17 protein-coding genes are annotated in these 18,796 nt (G+C 75.2%); 7 read left to right on the forward strand and 10 right to left on the reverse strand.

Annotated features, from left to right (window positions below; all coding sequences use genetic code 11):
• Positions 1-17 precede the first annotated feature (17 nt).
• Complete coding sequence (locus AB0N29_RS18005; RefSeq protein ID WP_364868818.1) at positions 18-992, forward strand: sensor histidine kinase; 975 nt, start codon at positions 18-20, stop codon at positions 990-992.
• Positions 989-1,654, forward strand: a complete 666-nt coding sequence (locus tag AB0N29_RS18010) for a response regulator transcription factor (RefSeq protein WP_364868820.1) — start codon at positions 989-991, stop codon at positions 1,652-1,654. Before AB0N29_RS18005 ends, AB0N29_RS18010 begins: the two co-directional genes overlap by 4 nt.
• Before the next feature lie 25 nt (positions 1,655-1,679).
• Here AB0N29_RS18010 and AB0N29_RS18015 read toward each other — a convergent pair whose 3' ends face one another.
• The 3 genes from AB0N29_RS18015 to AB0N29_RS18025 form a co-directional block, all read right to left on the reverse strand.
• Positions 1,680-2,444: an SDR family oxidoreductase gene (locus AB0N29_RS18015; protein WP_364868822.1), complete on the reverse strand. Its 765-nt coding sequence runs from the start codon at positions 2,442-2,444 to the stop codon at positions 1,680-1,682.
• 16 nt (positions 2,445-2,460) lie between these two features.
• Positions 2,461-4,041, reverse strand: a complete 1,581-nt coding sequence (locus AB0N29_RS18020) for a metallophosphoesterase (RefSeq protein ID WP_364868824.1) — start codon at positions 4,039-4,041, stop codon at positions 2,461-2,463.
• A gap of 141 nt (positions 4,042-4,182) precedes the next feature.
• Complete coding sequence (locus AB0N29_RS18025; RefSeq protein ID WP_364868826.1) at positions 4,183-7,152, reverse strand: M14 family zinc carboxypeptidase; 2,970 nt, start codon at positions 7,150-7,152, stop codon at positions 4,183-4,185.
• Positions 7,153-7,346: 194 nt separating this feature from the next.
• Between AB0N29_RS18025 and AB0N29_RS18030 the strand changes: the two genes are divergently transcribed.
• On the forward strand, positions 7,347-7,640 hold the full coding sequence (locus tag AB0N29_RS18030) for a hypothetical protein (RefSeq protein WP_302267604.1): 294 nt from the start codon (positions 7,347-7,349) through the stop codon (positions 7,638-7,640).
• Between the two features lie 32 nt (positions 7,641-7,672).
• Here the strand turns inward: AB0N29_RS18030 and AB0N29_RS18035 are convergent, their stop codons facing one another.
• The 3 genes from AB0N29_RS18035 to AB0N29_RS18045 all read right to left on the reverse strand — a co-directional run bounded on the left by AB0N29_RS18035 (position 7,673) and on the right by AB0N29_RS18045 (position 11,389).
• Positions 7,673-8,356: a lysophospholipid acyltransferase family protein gene (locus AB0N29_RS18035; RefSeq protein WP_364868829.1), complete on the reverse strand. Its 684-nt coding sequence runs from the start codon at positions 8,354-8,356 to the stop codon at positions 7,673-7,675.
• 76 nt (positions 8,357-8,432) lie between these two features.
• Complete coding sequence (locus tag AB0N29_RS18040) at positions 8,433-10,001, reverse strand: SpoIIE family protein phosphatase (RefSeq protein WP_364868831.1); 1,569 nt, start codon at positions 9,999-10,001, stop codon at positions 8,433-8,435.
• Positions 10,002-10,057: 56 nt separating this feature from the next.
• The gene (locus tag AB0N29_RS18045) at positions 10,058-11,389 is read right to left on the reverse strand and encodes a cation:proton antiporter (protein ID WP_364868833.1); all 1,332 of its coding nucleotides are present in this window, start codon (positions 11,387-11,389) and stop codon (positions 10,058-10,060) included.
• A 127-nt stretch (positions 11,390-11,516) separates the two neighbouring features.
• Between AB0N29_RS18045 and AB0N29_RS18050 the strand changes: the two genes are divergently transcribed.
• A complete protein-coding gene (locus AB0N29_RS18050; RefSeq protein WP_364868836.1) occupies positions 11,517-13,748 on the forward strand; it encodes a hypothetical protein in 2,232 nt (743 codons plus the stop codon).
• 140 nt (positions 13,749-13,888) lie between these two features.
• Here the strand turns inward: AB0N29_RS18050 and AB0N29_RS18055 are convergent, their stop codons facing one another.
• The 3 genes from AB0N29_RS18055 to moeZ form a co-directional block, all read right to left on the reverse strand.
• Positions 13,889-14,197 carry an MGMT family protein gene (locus AB0N29_RS18055; protein ID WP_302267612.1) on the reverse strand — a complete coding sequence of 103 codons (309 nt, stop codon included), beginning with the start codon at positions 14,195-14,197 and terminating at the stop codon, positions 13,889-13,891.
• A gap of 78 nt (positions 14,198-14,275) precedes the next feature.
• Positions 14,276-15,166, reverse strand: a complete 891-nt coding sequence (locus AB0N29_RS18060; protein ID WP_364868838.1) for a hypothetical protein — start codon at positions 15,164-15,166, stop codon at positions 14,276-14,278.
• 175 nt (positions 15,167-15,341) lie between these two features.
• Positions 15,342-16,541 carry an adenylyltransferase/sulfurtransferase MoeZ gene (gene moeZ / locus AB0N29_RS18065; protein ID WP_364868840.1) on the reverse strand — a complete coding sequence of 400 codons (1,200 nt, stop codon included), beginning with the start codon at positions 16,539-16,541 and terminating at the stop codon, positions 15,342-15,344.
• A 255-nt stretch (positions 16,542-16,796) separates the two neighbouring features.
• On the opposite strand from moeZ, the gene AB0N29_RS18070 reads away from it, so the two are divergent.
• From AB0N29_RS18070 to AB0N29_RS18080, 3 genes are all read left to right on the forward strand, one after another.
• Positions 16,797-17,378: a TetR/AcrR family transcriptional regulator gene (locus tag AB0N29_RS18070; protein WP_302271701.1), complete on the forward strand. Its 582-nt coding sequence runs from the start codon at positions 16,797-16,799 to the stop codon at positions 17,376-17,378.
• A 71-nt stretch (positions 17,379-17,449) separates the two neighbouring features.
• Positions 17,450-17,671 (forward strand): DUF3107 domain-containing protein, encoded by a 222-nt coding sequence (locus AB0N29_RS18075; RefSeq protein ID WP_302267616.1) that lies wholly within the window; start codon positions 17,450-17,452, stop codon positions 17,669-17,671.
• 2 nt (positions 17,672-17,673) lie between these two features.
• Positions 17,674-17,943, forward strand: a complete 270-nt coding sequence (locus AB0N29_RS18080; RefSeq protein ID WP_364868843.1) for a hypothetical protein — start codon at positions 17,674-17,676, stop codon at positions 17,941-17,943.
• Positions 17,944-18,007: 64 nt separating this feature from the next.
• Here the strand turns inward: AB0N29_RS18080 and AB0N29_RS18085 are convergent, their stop codons facing one another.
• Positions 18,008-18,721 (reverse strand): ferritin-like fold-containing protein, encoded by a 714-nt coding sequence (locus AB0N29_RS18085; protein WP_302267618.1) that lies wholly within the window; start codon positions 18,719-18,721, stop codon positions 18,008-18,010.
• Between the last annotated feature and the right edge of the window lie 75 nt (positions 18,722-18,796).

Below are 18,796 nucleotides of genomic sequence, written 5' to 3' on the forward strand. Positions count from 1 at the left end.
TCTGCGAGGCTGGGTCCGTGCGCGAGCTGCCCCTCTACTGGAAGGTCTGCCTGACCAACGGCGCGGTGTTCCTGGTCGGGACGCTCGTGCTCGCCCTCTCGCCGGCGCGCGTGTCCGAGGACGTGCTGGCCTCCGAGGCCGTCGTGCTCGCCGTCGGCCTCGCGGTCATGCTGGCGGTCAACGCCGCCCTGCTGCGGCTGAGCCTCGCCCCTGTCGACGCGGTGATCCGCGAGATGGCGACCGTCGACCTCGCCCGTCCCGAGCGCCGCCTCCAGCAGCCCTCGTCGGGCCCCGGCGCCCGGCTGGTGGCGGGGTGGGACGCGCTGCTCGACCGGCTGGAGGCCGAGCGCGGCGCCGGTGCGGCGAGGGCGCTCGCCGCCCAGGAGGCCGAGCGCCACCGGATCGCGCAGGAGCTGCACGACGAGGTCGGCCAGAGCCTCACCGTGGTGCTGCTGGGGCTCAAGCGGCTCGAGGACCGGCTGGTGGCGGGTGCCGCGGCGCCGGGTACGGCCGAGGACCTCGCCGAGGAGCTGGCGCTGGTCCGGGAGAGCGCCCGCACCGGGCTCGACGACGTACGCCGTGTGGCCCGACAGCTGCGGCCGGGCGTGCTCGAGGACCTGGGCCTGCACAGCGCGCTCGCGGCCCTGGCCAGCGACGTCGCGGGCCTCGGCGGCGCCCACCTGACCCGGACGACCACCCCGGGGCTGCCGCAGCTCTCGCACGAGGCGGAGCTGGTCGTCTACCGGGTCGCGCAGGAGGCGCTGACCAACGTCGCCCGGCACGCCGGCGCCACCGAGGTGGAGCTGTCGCTGACGCGCGTCGGCGACACGGTGGTGCTCGTCGTCCGCGACGACGGCCGCGGCACCGCGGACCTCGTCCCCGGCTCCGGGGTGCTCGGCATGCGCGAGCGGGCGGCGCTGGTGGGCGGCGAGCTGCACGTCGACAGCGCCCCCGGCGCGGGCACGGTCGTGCGGCTGGTCGTGCCGACGTGAGCGCGACCCGCGGGACGCCCACCCGGATCCTCCTCGTCGACGACCACACGCTGGTGCGGCGCGGCGTCCGCCTCATCCTCGACGCCGAGCCCGACCTGCACGTCGCGGCGGAGGCCGGCGACGGGGCGGAGGCGGTGGAGGCGCTGCGCGACCTCGAGGTGGACCTGGTCGTGCTGGACATCGCGATGCCGCGGATGACCGGGCTGCAGGCCGCGCGGGAGATCTCCCGCCGGCCCGACCCGCCGAAGCTCCTGATGCTCTCCATGCACGACAACGAGCAGTACTTCTTCCAGGCCCTCAAGGCCGGCGCCAGCGGGTACGTCCTGAAGTCGGTGGCCGACGAGGACCTGGTGAGCGCCTGCCGCGCGGCGGTGCGCGGCGAGGCGTTCGTCTACCCCGGCGCCATGCGCACCCTGGTCCGCGACCACCTCGACCGGGTCCGCCGCGGCGAGCGGGTCCCCAACACCGTGCTCACCGCGCGCGAGGACCAGGTGCTCAAGCTGGTCGCCGAGGGCGCCTCGACCCGCGAGATCGCCCGGATGCTGACCATCAGCCCTAAAACCGTCGAGCGGCACCGGGCGAACATCCTGGCCAAGCTCGGGATGAGCGACCGCACCCAGCTGACCCGCTACGCGATCCGCGCGGGCCTGGTCGAGCCCTGAGCCGCCGGCCCGACGGGGCGTCCGGTCAGCGCCCGCCGCCGACGCGCAGCGTCGTGCCGGTGACGTACGACGCCTCCGCCGAGAGCAGCCAGGCCACGGCGTGGGCGACCTCGGCGGGCTCGCCCGCGCGCCCCAGCGGCACGGTCGGGCCCACCCGCGCCAGCCGACCCGGCTCCCCGGCGTCGGCGTGGATCGTGGTCTCGATGATCCCCGGCGCGACGGCAACCACCCGCACCCCGTCCGCGGCGACCTCGTGCGCGAGCCCCACGGTCATCGCCTCCACCCCGGCCTTGGCCGCGGCGTACTGCACGTACTCCCCCGGCGCGCCCGTCGCCGCGGCGACGGAGCCGATGGTCACCAGCACGCCGCCGGAGCCGCCGCGGCTCACCGCCATCGTCCGGACGGCCGCCCGGGCGACGTACAGCGCGGCGGTGAGGTTGAGCTCGACCGTCCGCGCCACGACCTCGACCGGGGTGTCGGCCAGCGGTCCGATGTGCAGGGTGGCGCCGGCGTTCGACACGACGCCGGTCAGCGCACCGGCCGCCGCGAACAGCTCCTCGACCTGGCCCGGGTCGACCACGTCCGCGCGCACCGTCGCGCAGGCGGCGCCGAGGGCCTCGACCTCGGCCCGCGTGCGCGCGGCGGCCTCGTCGTCGGCGCGGTAGGACAGGACCAGGTCGTGGCCCGCCTCGGCGAGGCGGCGGGCGACGGCCGCACCGATGCCGCGGGTGCCGCCGGTGACCAGGGTGCGCGGACGGGTGGTCGGGTTCGTCTCGGTCGTCGGGGCCATGGGCGGCATCCTGCCCTCACCTCCGGGGCCGCAGGACCCCGCTCGCCTGCTGCACCCCGTCGAGGCCGAGGGTCATCATCCCGATCGTGAACGGCGTGCGCCGGACGCGGACCACCGCCGGCATCCCGGCCGGACGGGTCTCCCACAGCCGGGAGCCGTCCGCGGCGTCGGCCGACCGGGCGGCGAAGTCGCGCAGCTCCAGCTCCACCCGGTCCGGTCGCACGTCGGCCCGCAGGTAGTTGGTGAGCCCGAACTGGAAAATCCCGCCGTGCGTCACCTGCACCACCCCGTCGCGCTCGGCGACGGACACGTCGTGCACCTCACCGCACAGGTAGAGGTCGACCCCGAACCGGGCGAAGATCCGCCACAGCGCCGAGCCGGCGCCGCCGCGGACGTGCAGGCCGCTCGACCCGCGCGCCCGGTCGGTCCGCAGGACGGGCGCATGGCCCTGGACCACCACCCACGCGACCCCGTCGCGCCGGGCCCGGCGCAGGACGTCGCGCAGCCAGGCCAGCTGGGCCGGGTCGACCTGGACCCGGGCGCGACCGGGCGTCACGTCGAAGACGTTGATGGTGACGACCTGGAGCTCGGGCGTGGGACGGACGGCGTACGCGCTGAGCTCGTGGCGCGAGCGCCGCGGGCGGTCCGCGAACCGCGGGGAGCCGTCGGCGCGGCGGCCGAACCACCGGCTCCACGCCCGCTCGAACACCGGCGCGAGCGCCCGCTTGCGGCTGGTCCACGGGTCGTCGCCCAGCTCGTGGTCGCCCATCGCCGGAAGGACCGCCAGGCCGCGGGAGCGGAACCGCTGCAGCCACTGGGGGTAGTAGGTGTCCGCCGCCCGGCGCAGGGCCGCCCGCCGCTCGGCCGGCGTGCCGACCGGTCCGAAGGTCCCGGTCCGGCCCGGGTCGGTGCCCCACCAGCCCTCGACCAGGTCTCCGGCCACCAGGACCGAGCCGGGTGCCTCGTCCGCGAAGGCGCCGAGCACGTGGTCGAGCGCCGAGCGGTAGGCGGCGTTGATCGAGTTCGGCGAGCGCCGCGGGTCCCACGCGCCCGGTCCCCGACGCAGGTCCGCGACGTCGCCGTTGAGGAAGTCGGGGCTGGACAGGAAGCGGTACGCCGGCGCCGCCGACGGGCCACCCAGGGAGGTCAGCCGCGGCGCAGCCGCCTGCGCCCGGCCCAGCGTCGCCACCACGCCGACCGCGCGACCCGGCCCCGCGGTCACCTCCAGCGGGGCCCGGAGCACCCGGGGGCCGGGCCGCACCAGGCAGCGCAGCCGCGTCCCGTCGGCGGAGATGCTCGACCGCCGGCGCACGATGGAGCTCGGGACGCAGCCTCGGGGCAGGGCCGTGAAGCGGCCTCCCCGCGCCGACACCCGCAGGACGCCCGCGTCGGGCACCGAGTCCACAGCGACCTGCGCGACCAGGGTGTCCCCGACCGCGACCCGGGCGGGCTCCACGGGCGCGTCGCGCCAGGCCACCGAGACGGCCGGCGCCTCGGCCGTCGCGGGACCGACGTGCCGTGGCGTCGCTGCCGCGGTCACCGGGACCGCCGCCAGCAGGGCGAGCGCAGGGAGCAGCAGGCGGGGGTGGTGCGGCACGGGAGTCTCCATCTCGAGGGGCGACCCCGGTGAGGGGCCGGCTCGTGTGACGCCCGGAGCGGCTTCGCGGTTCGCGGCGGAGCACGCGACGAGGGCCGGCACCCCCCAGGGGCGCCGGCCCTCGTGCTCGTGACGAGCTCGTCAGCGGACCCGGACGGTCACCGAGTCCCGGCTGCCGAGCGCACCGCTGTTCCCGGCGTACGTCGCCCGCAGGGTGTGCACGCCGCGGCGCAGCCGCACCTGGACGACCGCGCGGCCGTCCGCCGCGGCCCTGACCTTGACGGTGCGCAGCGTCCGGCCGCCCTCGGCGAGGACGACCCGCCCGGTGGCGGGCCGGCCGGCGACCTCGAGCGCGACGGTCAGCCGGACCGTGGCCTTGCCGCCGCGGACCACGCCGACCTTGCCGGCGGTCAGCCGCGTGCGCGACTGCTGCGGCGCCTCCACGCCGTCACCGGCCGGAGCGGCCCAGAACAGCCCGCGAGCCGCCTGGGTGAGCCCGCCCTTGGGGTGGGTGCGGAAGAACACCGCGGTGCCGAGGACGAACGCCCGGGCACCGGACGCCGCCTCCGCGGAGACCGCCGAGGGCTGGCCCGCGGCCGCGTCGGGGCCGTCGCCGCCGGTCTCCGTCGGCAGCCAGTGGCCGGCGAGGAACGGCTTCGCGGCGTCGTAGCGCTGCTCGACGGTGACGGCCTCGCCCAGCCCGGTGAACCAGGTGGCCGGGTAGATGAACGAGGTGTCCTGGGCGTACGGCGCGAGCACCCCGGTGGCCGGGGTGTCGACCGCCACGATGCCGTTGGCCGAGCGGTTGCCGGTGACGGCCGTGCCCTCCAGCAGGCCGAACGCCTTGGCCGCGTCGAACCCGGCGGCGCCGCGACCGGCGATCGAGCCGCCCGCGTCGACCCACGCCTGCACCGCGGTGCGGGCGGCGGACCCGACCGCCGGTGCGAAGCTCGAGCCGATCCAGAGCACGTCGACCCCGGCGAGGGCCGAGGCGTCGGTCTCGAGGCCGGCGGCGGTGAGCGCCGTGAGGTCGTCGAAGCCCAGCTCGGTCAGCGAGAGCCGGTCGTCCTGCGTGCCGACGTACCCGACGGTGAGGTCCTCGAGGCCCTTGGCGGTGCGCAGGGCCCGCAGGTCCTTGCGCTCGGCGGCGGCGAAGCGGACACCGGTCTGCTTCGCCACGGCCTTCGCCTCGTCCCAGCCGGCTGCCTCGACGACCGCGGAGCCGTCGGCGAGCATCGAGACCGCGACGTCGTCCTCGAGCAGCGCGTTGAGGGCCTGGAAGTCCGGCACGCCGGCGACGTCGAAGGTCAGCGGCCCGCGGGCGGCCGGCACGCGGCCGGGCAGCGGGAGCGCCTTCAGCGGCGTCACCTTCCCGATCGGGCGGCCGGTCGTGGACCCGACCGGCTCGACCGTCGCGCCCCAGAGCTCGCCGAGGCTCCAGGCGGAGATGTCGTACATCGACGGCACCTTGTCGGAGATGTCGTCACCGACCGCGAGGAGCGCGTTGGCGAGGCCGCGGAGCGGCTGGTGCAGGTCGACGACGTAGGAGCCGCGGGGGTACGTCGTGCCGCCGATCCGCGCGGGCGCGCGCAGCGTGCCGACCTCGATCTCGTGGTCGATCAGGTGCCGCACCAAGCGGGTCGCGTCGCTGGTCGAGCGCTGGCCGGCACCGACCGGGATGACGTAGGCGCGCGGCAGCGAGACGGGCTCCTGGTCGTCGGCGACGTCCCAGTGCTCCTTCCACTGCGAGGGGCCCGGCACGGCGGCGACGTCCTCGGTCGTCAGCGACTCCTTGGCCGCGCCGGTGGTGCCGCGGCGGAAGACCTCGATCTGGTTGCGCAGCATCTCGCGGGCGTTGGTGCCCTCCTCGAGGTAGCCGACGATGCTCTCCATCGTCTGCTGCGCCACCGCCACGTTGACCTTGGCGTTCGCCGGGCTCTGCCGCCCGCCCGGGGCGTTGCGCGACAGCGGCAGCTCGACCGTCGCGGTCGCGGCGCCGTAGTAGGCGGCGTACTGCGCGGTGAAGATCGGCGGGAAGTCGTCCCAGCCGTCGGGGGTGTCGCGGTAGGGGATCTTGATCCTGCCGGTGTTCTCGGTGACCGCGTCGTCGGTGGCGGCGTCGTAGTAGGTGTTGCCGGGGATCTCCGCGGCGACGACGTCCTGCTCGACCTTGAGCGCGAGCGCGTAGTTGTGCGGGAGGTACAGGTCGTACTCGTAGTTCGAGCCGTGCGGCGGGCCGCAGGGCTCCATCTGCAGCACGCCGGTGTAGCCGTGGAAGTCGGCGGCGTAGATCGGCTGGATCGCCTGCGCGGTCCGCACGAACGAGCGGGACTCCGGAGTGGTGCTGGTGATCATGTCGCGGTTGGGGTCGAGGCCGAGCGCGGTGGCGCGGGTGGCCTTCGTGCGGCCGTCGGGGTTCAGCGACGGGGAGAAGTACAGCCGGTGGCTGCTGAGCACGTCGCCGACCTCGGCCAGCGGCGCGGTGGCGAGGTGCTCGATGTACCGCATCGCGGCGTCGGTGCCCTCCCACTCGTTGCCGTGGATGTTGTTGCTGATCCACACCGGCGTCTTGTAGCCGGCGAGCAGCGCCCGGTCGGCCGCCGCCGCGGCTGGGGCCTCCTTGATCTTGCGGCGCCAGGCCGTCTGCTCGGCCGTCTGGGCCGCGGTCTCCGGGGCGGTCAGCGTGACCAGGTACAGGTCGCGGCCCTCGGTGGACTGGCCGACGACCTGGACCGAGATCCGGTCGCTGCGCTCCATCAGCGCCTGGAGCCGGGGGGCCAGGTCGGGGTGGCCCAGCAGCTCGGCGGTGTGCGCGGCGTCGTCGGGGTTGGCGTCGTAGACGCGCAGCTCGGGCTGGAACGGGTACGACGTGGGCATCTGGACCGGCTCGCCGACGGCCGGGGCCGCGGCGGCCGCGCGGGCCACCTGGGCCCGCTCGACCGGACCGACCCGCTTCGCGGTGCCGGGCCCGCGACCGGCGTCGCCGCCGGCCTCGGCGCGGGTGGGGGTGGGGGTGCCGGGCTCCGCCGCGGCGGTGGTGCCCGACCAGGCCAGCACCGTTGCGGCGAGACCGAGACCGGTCGCGCCCGCGACTACGCGTGTGTTCCTCAAGGACGTCCTCTTATCCGGTGGGGGGCGACGCCGCGGAGAGACGGCACCGTGAGGGCTGAATATGGCGCAGATCCGGCCCGAGCGGCAGGGGCCGAACGGACTGTCACCTGCCCGCAACACGTCCGAGGCGGTGCGGTGACCTCTCGAGGGGGCCCGGCGGGAACCCCACGGCCCGCACCGCTCGTTGGTCGGGCGTGACCACCGCAGGAGACGTGTACGTCGTCGGGCTGGAGCGCCACGAGCGGCACCGCTGGCGCCGCCTCGCCGTCGCGGCCTGGTCGCTGGCGAGCGCCGCGACCCTGGGCCATCTCGACGCCCCGTCGGTCGGGCAGTGGGTGGTCCGGAGGCGCGACGACGGCACAGAGGTCCTGCGCGTCGAGGCCGGCGGCGAGGAGGAGGCCGCGATCACGCGCCAGGCCCTCGACGACCAGCTCGCGACCCTCCCCGTCGAGGAGTTCCACGACCGGTGGGGGCTGGGCGCTGCCTGACGGCCGCCCGCACGGCGTCGGTGGCCTCAGGGTCAGGCGTCGGGTGCCCGGTCGTTGTAGACGCCGCTCTGCTCCTGCCCCGACAGGCGCTGCACGGCCGCCATCACCTCGTCGGTGAGCAGCCGCCGCGCCCGCCCGAGGGGTACGCCGTCGTACCGCCCGCGCGGGTCGATCGGCTCGCCGAAGGCGACCGAGACGCGGGCCAGCCGCGGCCAGCGGGCCCCGACCGGCTGCAGCTGCTCGGTGCCCCGGAGCCCGACCGGGACGACCGGGACGCCGGCGGTGAGCGCGAGGTGGGCCGCCCCGGTGCGCCCGCGGTGGAGGCGGCCGTCGCGCGAGCGGGTGCCCTCGGGGTAGATCCCGAACGCCTCGCCGCGGGCCAGCACGCCGAGGGCGACGTCGAGGCTGGCCATCGCGGCCTTGGTGTCGTCCCGGTCGACCGGCAGCATCCCGAGCCCCTCGAACCACGCCCGCTGCAGCCGGCCCCGCACGCCGGTGCCGGTGAAGTAGTCGGACTTGGCGAGGAAGACGACCTTGCGCGGCACCACGACGGGGATCACCACGGAGTCGGCGAAGCTGCGGTGGTTGCTGGCCAGGATGACCGGGCCGGTCTCCGGCACGTGCTCGAGACCCGTGATCGTCGGCCGCCAGACGGCTCGCGCGAGGGGCGGCACGACCGCGTGGAGGACGCCGTACACCGACGGTGTGCTGGGCATGACCGCCAGCATGGCGGTTACCCGCGGGTCAGCCTCATCGGCTCCCGCGGACCGGTCGGCGGGAGCCGGGGCGGGTTCAGCCGTGGTGCAGCACGAGCAGCGCGACGTCGTCCTCGACGTCGTCGCCGACCAGGTCGAGCAGGTGGTCGCAGACCTGCTCGGGGGTGAGGTGGGCGCACCCGGTGAGCTCGGTCTCGAGCCAGTCCAGGCCCTCGGTGATCGGCGCCCCGCGACGCTCGACGAGCCCGTCGGTGTAGAGCACCACGCTGTCGCCCGGCTCGAGCACCGTGCGGTGGTCGGTGCGGTCGGTGGCGTGGTCGATCCCCAGGAGCAGGTCGGGCTTGCGCAGCAGCACCTCCGCGCGGCCCTCGGCGCGGACGTGCACCGGCGGCGGGTGGCCCGCGCTGGACCAGGTGAGCACCAGCCGCTCGCCGTCCCGCTCGGCCTGGACCAGCTGGGCGGTCGCGACCACGTCGAGCGCGAGGCCGTCCATCGTGCTGTCCAGCCGGCGCAGCACCTCCGCGGGCGTTCCGTGGGCCGTCCACCCGATGCCCCGGACCAGGTTGCGCAGCTGCGCCATCGACGCCGCCGCGCCCTCGTCGTGCCCGGCCACGTCGCCCACCGCCACCAGCAGCGACCCGCCGGGCAGCACGAAGGCGTCGTACCAGTCTCCGCCCACCTGCGCGTCGTTGGCGGCCGGCTGGTAGCGCACCGCGACGGTCATGCCGGGCCGCTGCGGCGGGTCCGCGAGCAGGCTGCGCTGCAGGGCTGCGGAGATCGAGCGCTCCGCCTGGATGCGTGCGACCTGCTCGAGCGAGCGGCTCAGCGTCGCACCGACGAGGCGGAGGAAGTCGAGGACCGGCGCACCCAGCGGGACCCGCGGGCTGAGCACCACCTCGAGGACCGACCCGGCGTACGGCGTGCCGGTGCCGATGCCGAGCCGGGCCCGGTGACCGTCCTGGTCCTCCTGCACGACCATGTCGTGCTGGCCCAGCGACTGCCCGGCGCGGGAGCCGGCGCCGCCGTGGGCCGCCACGACCTCGATGCGCACCGCGGCGAGGTCGGCCGTGGCGTCCGCGAGCAGGGCGTGCGCCCGGGAGCGCACCTGGTCGGCGGACTCCACGGTGCCCAGCGCGTCCTTGAGCCGCCCCAGCAGGCGCAGCCGGCGCTCGGCGACCACCTGCCCGGTGGTCTCGCTGACGATGTCGAAGGCCCCTTGCACCCGGCCGTCGGGGCCGTGCACCGGCGAGTAGGAGTAGGTGAAGTGGCACTCCTCGAGGAAGCCGGCCCGGACCAGGGGCAGCGGCTGGTCGCGCACGTACGTCGGGCCCTCGCCGTCCAGCACCGACTGGAGCATCGGCCCGATGACCGACCACGCCTCGGGGAAGACCTCCTGCGCGGGTCGGCCGAGCGCGTCGGGGTGCTTCTGGCCGATCAGCTCGACGTATGCCTCGTTGTAGAGCAGCACCATCTCCGGGCCCCACATCAAAGTGACGGCGTACCGCGTGTTCAGCGCGATGTCGAGCGTCGCGCGCAGCGTCGGCGACCAGCCCGACGGATCGCCCAGCGGCGTCGCCGCCCAGTCCACCGCGTCGTACGTCGCGCGCAACGAGCCCGCGTCGCGGTACGGCAGGTCCTCGAGCACCGTCCCATCCAACCGCACCCGGCGGGCGCGGCCGTGATCGCGGCGGGCGGCGGCCGCTAGCCCGAGCGCTCGGCCGCCTCCTCCTCGTCGGCCTCCTCCTCGGCCGCCCGGTCGCGGTCCCGCCCGATCCGCGACATGACCGGTGTGGCGAGGACCCCGTGGACGAAGACCGAGGCGACCACGGTGAACCCGACGGTCGACCACAGCCAGTCGGTGCCGAGCTCGTCGGCCTCGCCCGCGGCGTAGGCCAGGTAGTAGATCGAGCCGATCCCGCGCACTCCGAAGAAGGCGGCCGCCCACTTCTCGCCCTTGGTCAGGCCGGGCCCCGACGCCGCTCGCCACGCGCCGAGCGACAGGGCCCCCGCGAGCGGGCGGATGACGAAGATCAGGCCCAGGCCGATGGCGACGCCGCGCAGGTCCAGGCTCTCCAGCAGGCCGCGGGTCAGCGCGATGCCCAGCACCAGGAGGACGAAGAGGGTGAGCAGCCGCTCCAGCCGCTCCGCGACGTCGTGCATGGCGGCGTGGTAGTCGTGCGAGCGCTCCGCGGAGCGGAACGTCATGGCGCACGCAAAGACGGCGAGGAAGCCGTAGCCGTGCGCCACCTCCCCCACGCCGTACGCCGCCACCAGCGCCGCCAGCGCCAGCAGCGACTCCCCCCGCTCCGCGACCCGCAGCGAGGCCGACTGCGACCGGAAGGCGAGGTAGGCCAGCACCCGTCCCACCAGGATCCCGGCGGCCACGCCGATCACGATCTTGCCGACCAGGTAGAACCCGACCCAGGTCGGGACCAGCGCCAGGCTGAGCCCCTCGGTGGCGATGAGGATCGCGAGGTAGACGAACGGGAACGCCAGCCCGTCGTTGAGGCCCGCCTCCGAGGTGAGGGTGAACCGCAGCTCGTCCTCCTCGTCGACCTCGTGCTCCTCGCCGGTCCGCGGACCGGCGACCTGCACGTCCGAGGCGAGCACCGGGTCGGTCGGTGCCAGGACGCCGCCGAGCAGGACCGCGGCGGCCAGCGGCAGCCCCGCCCACCACCAGCCCAGCAGCGCGACGCCGGCGATGGACAGCGGCATCCCGATGCCCAGCAGCCGCCAGGTCGGCCCCCACGGCCGCCACGAGCGCACCCGCCGCACGAGCAGCGGGCGGTCGATGGCCAGCCCGACACCCATCAGCGCGACGATCACGACGAGCTCGGTCACGTGCTCGATCACCGCGCGGTTGGCCTGCGGGTCCAGCGGCAGCCCGTCGGGCAGCGACGTCAGCCCGAGGAGCATCCCGACCCCGACCAGCACCATCGGCGAGGAGACCGCCCAGCGGCTCAACAGCTCCGGGAGGACGATCGCCAGGAGCAGGGCCCCGCCGGCGACGACGTAGACGAGATCGGAGGTCACGCCGTCAGGTACCCGGCATCCCCCGATCGCGGACGCTCCGCCCGAGCGCCGGTGAGTACCCGTGCTCAGCGCGGTTGAGCCGTCGTCCCGATCCGGCCGACCCGCCCGCCGCGGTCCGATGGGCGGCATGACCCCGACCGTCCTCGGCACCTGCCCGACCTGCGGCTCGCGCGTGCCGGTCCAGCAGCACGTGCAGCCCGTCCAGCAGCCCGCGCCGCTGCCGACGTACCCCGTCGCTCCCCCGCCGGCCGCCCCCGCACGGCCGGCCCGACCCGCGCGCGGCCTGCCGGTCCCCTCGGTCCCCGCGCTGCTCCTCGGCCTCGGCGCGCTCTGCCTGCTCGTCGCGGCGGTGGCCTTCCTCGCGGTGGCCTGGTCCGCGCTCGGGGTCGGTGGGCGCACGGCGGTGCTGGTCGGGCTGACCGGCGCGACCGCCGCGCTCGGCGCCGTCCTCGCCGGGCGCGGGCTGCGGGTGGCCGGCGAGTCCCTGTCGGTCGTCTCCCTCGGCCTGCTGGTGCTCGACCTGGTCGGTGCCGCCGGCGCCGGCTGGCTGGGCGAGGCCTCCGGTGCGGGCCTCGCGTGCGTCGTCGGCGTCGTGGTCGCCCTGGCCTCGCTCGCGTGGCTGCGCACCAGGCTGGGCGCTCCCCAGCTCGTCGCACCCCTGGGCCTGGGCCTCGCGGCGGTCGCCGCGGTCGAGCTCACCGCCCACCCGCACGTCGTCGCCACCACCGCCACGCTGCTGATGGCCGCCCTCGTCGCGCTCGGCGTCGTCGCCGGCGCGCGCCTGCTGCCCTGGGCCGCGGGCTCCGGCGCCGCGCTGTGCTGGGGCTGGCTCGCGCTGGGCGGGCTGGTCGACGCCGCGTCGTACCCGACCCTGGCCGGGCTGTGGGCCGAGGGCCACGCCCTCCCCCTGCTGACCGCGGCGCTCCTGCTCGCCGCGGTGGCCGTGCTGTGGCGGCCGGCGCTGGCCGGCACGACGAGCATCCTGACGCTCGTCGCGGTGCTGCCCGCGCTCGACGAGGGCGGCACGTCGTTCGGTGCGGCGGCACTCGCCGCCGTGCTCGGGTGGGCGCTCCTGGGGCTGGCGACCCGTTCCGGCGGCGCCACCGTGGTCCGCGTGCCCCTCGCCGCCTCGGCGGTCGCCAGCACCTGCGTCCTGGTGGTGCTGGTCGCCGAGGCCCTGGACCGGCTCCTGCTGGTCGCGGCACCGGGCACCGCCGGCGCCGCGGTCCGCCTGCCGGCCACGACGGCCCTCGCGCACCCCGCGCTCGCGGCCGCCTCGGCGCTCGCGCTCGTGGTGGCGTACGTCGCCGGGACGGGCCGCCCGGTGCCGCCCGCCGCCTGGGTGGCGGCCGGTGTCCTCGGCGCGACCACCACGGCGGCCCTGCTCCCGGTGCCGCTCGCCGTGGTGGTCGCCGTGCTGGCGGCCGCCGGGCTGGTGGGCATCGGGCTGGTGGGCATCGGCTCCCGGCCGGTCGCCGGGGTGCTGCTCCTCGCCGCGGTGCTCGTGGCGCTGCCGAGCCAGGTCCTCACCCTGGGCGCCCTGGTCGCGCTCGTCGGGGGCTGCTGGCTCGTCCGGGACCGCACCGAGGCCGCCGCCGTGCTCCCCGCCGCGCTCGGCGCGTCGGTCTGGACGGCGCTCGCCGTCGCGGACGTCGACCCGGCCGTCCGCGGCGTGCCGGTGCTCCTCGCCCTCGCGGCCCTCGCGCTGCTCCGCCCCCGCCCGGAGCTGGAGGCCGTCGCCGCCGTGACCGGCACCCTCGCCGCGGCCCTCGCGGTCACCGAGCCGACCTCGTTGGCGGTCCACCTCACCGTCGGTGGCGCGCTCGTCACCGTCCACGCCCTGCTGGTGGCGCAGCGACGGGTGGTCGCGTGGGCCGGCGGGCTCCTGCTCGCCGCCGCCACCTGGGTCCGACTGGCCGAGCTCGGCGTCAGCCAGCCCGAGGCCTACACGCTCCCCTCGGCCCTCGCGCTGCTGCTCGTCGGCGTGGCGACGCTGCGCCGCGACCCCGCCGCGCCGACCGGGCCCGCCCTGACCCCCGGCCTCCTGCTCGCGACCGTGCCGACGTTGCTGTGGGTGCTGGCCCTGGACCCGGTGTCCCTGCGAGCGGCCCTCCTCGGGCTGGCGTGCCTGGCGATGGTGCTCGGCGGCACGGCGCTGCGGTGGAGCGCACCGGTCGCCGTCGGCTGGGTCGTCGGTCTCCTGCTCGTGGTCCGCGAGCTCGCGCCGTACGCCGCCGCCACCCCGCAGTGGATCCTCATCGGCGCCGCCGGCACCGCTCTCACCGTCGTGGGCGTCACGTGGGAGCGCCGGCTGGGCGAGCTGCGTCGCGCGCAGGCGTACGTCGGCCGGCTGCGCTGACGTTCGGCCCGGTCGGGGGCACACCCATCGTTCAATTGCTGGGTTGCGACGGTGCGCAAGCGCTTGCCCACCACCGTTTCCGCGCAATTGAACGATTGCGACGGCCCGCGACCACCCGCCGACCCGCCGACCCCGCCGGCTCAGGCGAGCGGCGGCGGCTGGAAGAAGGCCGCGACGATGTCGACGTTCCCCGAGGGACGCAGCGGCGTGCCCTCCTCGAGGTAGGCCTGCCGTGCCTCACCCTGGTGGCTCGGCGGCAGCGAGCCGTCCGCCCGCACGACCCGCCACCAGGGCACCGCGGCACCGTGCTCGGCCATCACGTTGCCGACCCGGCGGGGACCGAACCGGCCCACCGCGTCGGCGACCGCGCCGTACGTCGTGACCCGGCCGCGCGGCACCGACTCGACGCACGCCAGCACCGCCTCGACGTACTCCTCGGGATGCCGCACGGGCCCGACGCTAGCCGCGGACGGCGTCGCGTCGGGCCCGTGGCCCATCCCCACCCCCGAGTCGGTGAGGTCAGGCAGTCAGAGGACCGGCGAGAACGGCTCGGTGCCCTCGACCAGGCGAAGGCCGTCGATGCCGGAGTGCTGCTGGGCGAAGGCGAGCTCCCGGGCGAGGTCGCCGATGTTGTTGGAGGCCGGCAGCGGCGCCAGGCCGAGGGTGGACAGCGTGCCGATCGCCTCGCCGTCCCGGTCGACGAACGCCGAGCCGGAGTCGCCGGGGACGCCCGGGGTCAGCGTGTAGAGCGGGTGGCTCCAGCCGCCGTCGTCCGCGGCGTCGCCGAGGCTGATGCCGGTCTTCGGCGAGAGCAGCTCGACGCCGAAGCGCAGGCTGGAGTTGCCGTAGGAGTAGACCCGCTCGCCGGCGGTGGTGCCGTCGGTGTCGATGCCGGTCGGGCCGCCCCACAGCGGGATCGAGGGGTTGACCTTGCCGGTGTCGGCGGCGTCGACCTGCACCAGCGCGAAGTCGTTGTAGGCGCAGGTGTTCGGGTCGGTCGTGCCGACCTCGTCCATGGCGGCCCACGAGGAGTAGACGAGGGTCCCGCCGCCGACCCGGGTGCCCTCGGAGAGCAGGCTGCCGCCCTCGTTGAACGAGACGCGCGTGCCGAGCGGAAGGGAGTCGGAGAGGCAGCCGTCGGTGTCGGTGGCCGCGCCGGTGCCGGCGCAGTGCGCGGCGTACCCGACGTAGACGTTGCTCGCGGCGTCGGTGAAGACGAAGTTGCTCGTGCACTGGGCGCCCTCGGTGTACATCTGCACGCCCGGGTGGATCGCCGCCTCGCCCGCGGGCGCCCACTGCGGCGCCGCCGAGGCAGGGGCGCTGGTGATCATCGCCGTGCCGAGGACCGCGCTGGCGAGGACGGCGAGCGCGCCGGTGAGCCGTCGGGCGGACCGGACCGTGGTGGGACGAGCCTTCATCGAGTTCTGCCTTTCCGAGAGGGACCGGCGACGCGGGAGGGCGCCGGTGTGACGACAGGCACAACGCGGGTGCAACCGACGGGGTTACGTCGGCATGGCCCGAAATGACCGGACGACCCGAGGTTTTACCTCGGGTCGTCCGGTCGGGACCGGCGGGACGCCGGTCAGGAACGCCTCAGTACGACGGCTGGCTGGGGTCGATCTGGTTGACCCAGGCGACCACGCCGCCGCCCACGTGCACCGCGTCGGCGTACCCCGCGCCCTTGACGATCGCGAGCGTCTCGGCCGAGCGGACGCCCGACTTGCAGTGCATGACGACCTGCTTGTCGGCGGGCAGCTTCTCCAGGGCCGAGCCGTTGAGGAACTCGCCCTTGGGGATCAGCACCGAGCCGGGGATCTTGTTGATCTCGTACTCGTTGGGCTCGCGCACGTCGACGAGGACGAAGTCGCGGGTGCCCTCCTCGCGCTCCTTGAGCATGTGCTCGAGCTGGGTCACCGAGATGGTCGACCCGGCGGCGGCGTCGGCGGCCTCGTCGGAGATCGCGCCGCAGAAGGCGTCGTAGTCGATGAGGCCGGTGACGGTCGGGTTCTCGCCGCAGAGCGCGCACTTGGGGTCCTTGCGGACCTTCAGCTTGCGCCACTCCAGCTCGAGTGCGTCGTAGATGACCAGCTTGCCGATGGCCGGGTCGCCGATGCCGGTGAGCACCTTGATGGCCTCGTTGACCTGGATCGAGCCGATGGCCGCGCACAGCACGCCCAGGACGCCGCCCTCGGCGCAGCTGGGGACCATGCCCGGCGGCGGGGGCTCGGGGTAGAGGCAGCGGTAGCACGGCGCGTCGTCGGCCATGGTCGGCGCGAAGACCGAGGCCTGGCCGTCGAAGCGGTAGATCGAGCCCCACACGTAGGGGATCCCGAGGAAGTACGCCGCGTCGTTGACCATGTAGCGGGTCGCGAAGTTGTCGGTGCCGTCGACGATGAGGTCGTAGCCCCGGAAGACGTCCATGACGTTGTCGTTGTCGAGGCGCTCCTCGTGCAGCACGACCTCGACGTAGGGGTTCGCCTCGGCGATCGACTCCTGGGCCGAGACCGCCTTGGACTTACCGATGTCGGACTGGCCGTGGATGATCTGGCGCTGCAGGTTCGACTCGTCGACCTCGTCGAACTCCGCGATGCCGAGCGTGCCGACACCGGCAGCGGCCAGATAGAGCAGGGCGGGGCTGCCGAGGCCGCCGGCGCCGATGACGAGCACCTTGGCGTTCTTCAGCCGCTTCTGCCCGGTCATGCCCACGTCAGGGATGATCAGGTGGCGGCTGTAGCGCCGTACCTCGTCGATGGTCAGCTCGTCGGCCGGCTCGACCAGCGGGGGAAAGCTCACGTCACGCTCCTCGTAGCGGTTCGTCGATCAGTCCCCGGTCAACACCGGGGCACCTCACGATGTTCCCTCCATGGTCCCTCCGCGACGGCACGGCGCCGGCGCGGCGTCCCGTCATCCGGACCGGGGTGACCGACGGGTAGAGTCCCGGCACGCAGCGCCGGTCCGCCGGTGGGTGCACCGGAGGGACGGGAGGAGAGCGGGATCGTGAGCGCAGGCCAGTACGACGTCGACAACGCTCGGCCCCGGGGCGGGCGGATGCCGCGGCGCGAGCGACGCGCCCAGCTGCTCGAGTCCGCTCTCGAGGTCTTCGTGGCCCAGGGCTACCACGCCGCTGCGATGGACGACATCGCCGACCGCGCGGGCGTCTCCAAGCCGGTGCTGTACCAGCACTTCCCCGGCAAGCTCGACCTCTACCTCGCGCTGCTCGACAGCTCCTGCGACGCGATCATCGACAGCTGCCGCCAGGCGCTGGCCTCCACGCAGGACAACAAGCTCCGCGTCGCCGCCGCGGTCGACGCCTTCTACGCGTACGTCGCGCAGGAGTCCGGGGCGTTCCGCCTGGTGTTCGAGTCCGACCTGACCAACGAGCCGGCCGTGCGCGAGCACGTCGACCGCGTCACCAGCGAGTGCGCCGCGATGATCGCCGAGGTCATCCAGCAGGACACCGGCCTCTCCGACCCCGCCGCCCGCCTGCTCGCCGTCTCGCTCGTGGGAATGGCCCAGGTCAGCTCGCGGTTCTGGCTCTCCGAGGGCGGCGGCATCAGCCGCGCCGACGCCGCGGCACTGGTCTCCGGGCTGGCGTGGCGCGGCATCGGTGGGTACCCGCTCGACCACTGACCCTCGTCCCTGCACCACCTCGTACGACCCGCCCCCGCACCCGCTGCGGGACCTGACTGAAGGAGGACCTCGTGGAGGTCAAGATCGGTGTCCAGCACGCCCCCCGTGAGCTCGTCGTCGACACCAACGAGTCCGCCGACTCCGTCCAGCAGCTCGTCGCCGAGGCCGTCGAGGCCGGTACGGTGCTGACGCTCTCGGACAGCAAGGGCCGCAAGCTCGTCGTCCCGGCCGCGAAGATCGCCTACGTCGAGATCGGTGGCGGCGTCGTCGGCCAGGTGGGCTTCCGGAGCTGAGCTTGCTCACGCTGCTGTGGGCGCTGGTCGGCGGCGCGGTCGTCGGCCTCCTCGGCAAGCTGCTCGCGCCGGGCGACCCCGACGACGTCCCGGTGTGGCTGACGGTGCTGTGCGGCGTCGCCGGGGTCTACCTCGGCGACTGGCTCTACACCCGCGTCTGGGACGCCTACACCCCCGGCCTGGACTGGTGGCGCCACGCCTGGCAGATCGCCGTCGCGGCCGCGCTCGTCGTCGCGGTCGCGAACCTCACCGCCAGTCGGCGCGCGCACTGATCCTCCGCACCCTCGGTCGCTCGCGCCCCGGCACCGGGCACTCCCCGAACAGGAGCGGTCAGGGTCAGTGCGCGAGGCCGAGCTCGGCCATCCGGTCGGCGTGCCGCTCGGTGATCCGGGCGAACATCCGGCCGATGGCAGCGAGGTCCAGACCGGGCCGGTCGACGCCGCCGGCCAGCAGCGCGGAGAGCGCGTCCCGCTCGGCGGCGACCCGCTGGGCCTGGGTGAGCGCCTCCCCCATCAGCCGGCGGCCCCACAGGGCCAGCCGCCCGCCGAGCCGGTGGTCCGCGGCGATCGCGGCGCGGACCCGCTCGACGACGAACGCCGAGTGGCCGGCGTCCTCGAGCGAGGACACGACCAGGTCGCGGGTGGTGGCGTCGAGGTAGGCCGCGATCTCGCGGTAGAAGTCGTTGGCGAGCCCGTCGCCGACGTACGCCTTGACCAGGCTCTCGTACCAGTCGGCGGGCGCCGTGTGCTCGTGGAAGCGGTCGATCGCGGAGCGGAACGGCGCCATCGCGGCGAACGGGTCCGAGCCGAGCTCGGTGATCCGGGCGTGGATGCCGGCGACCTTGCCGAACTCCGCGCTGGCCATCCCGGCGATGGCGACCTTGTCCTCCAGCGAGGGGGCCAGCCCGGCGTCCTCGGCGAGCCGCTCGAAGGCGGAGATCTCGCCGTAGGCGATCGCACCGAGGAGGTCGACGACGGCCTCGCGGTACTCCGGGTCCTGCAGCGCCAGCGGCGCGTCGTCCTCCACCGGTCCGTCCGTCGATGCCGTCACGTGCGCACCCTACCGATAAGGTGAAGGAGTACGAGGCTGCCTCCGGCGCTCGTCCCGCTCGGTCGAGCGCCCCGC

The sequence above is a fragment of the Nocardioides sp. NPDC092400 genome (assembly GCF_040684155.1).
In the GTDB taxonomy this organism is placed as follows: Bacteria; Actinomycetota; Actinomycetes; order Propionibacteriales; family Nocardioidaceae; genus Nocardioides.